At 43.7% G+C, this 538-nt stretch carries 1 pseudogene; it reads right to left on the reverse strand.

The annotated features are described in order from the left end of the window. A pseudogene (locus RG608_RS11530) lies at window positions 1–538 on the reverse strand (methicillin resistance protein FmtA); the annotation flags it as partial.

Genomic DNA, 538 nt, shown 5'->3' on the forward strand with positions numbered 1-538 from the left:
CCGCAAGTGCCATAATGCCAAATTTTCCAACTTCTTGGAGTCGGTCTTTTGCTTTCTTTTCCAAAAAGTGAGCGATATATCTTGCTCAAAGCAGCTAACAGAAGAACAAGTACGGCATAAACCGATGCCAGTCCCAGCAGAGCGACAGAGCCATAATCCTTTATCACCTCCCAAAGCGAGAGCTTTTCTAAATTATTATAGGTTGTTTCAACTTCTGTTCGGCCTTGGCGCTGTTGCAAAAGCCAATAGTTGCTGACTAATAAATGACCGTCTTTTATCACATCTTTCACATAAAAGGTATAAGCGGGGGCAAGGCGCGAAATAGAGGTCGGGCCTTGCTGAATGGAGCGAGAAGTTCGATACATGCCCTCTTGAAAGTCTTTTTGAGACTGGCTAGGGGCTTGCTTTTTCTTACCAAAGACCAAATCGGGTAGACCAAAAGAATAGGTGGCTTCTTCTCTCTGATTTACCATAGTAACCATGCCAATACCCGATTTGAAATCTAGCGAAATCAGGGTGGAAAAACCGGCAAAAGAAT

Origin of the sequence: Streptococcus sp. IsoGale022 (assembly GCF_031142805.1) — a bacterium.
GTDB lineage: Bacteria > Bacillota > Bacilli > Lactobacillales > Streptococcaceae > Streptococcus > Streptococcus sanguinis_A.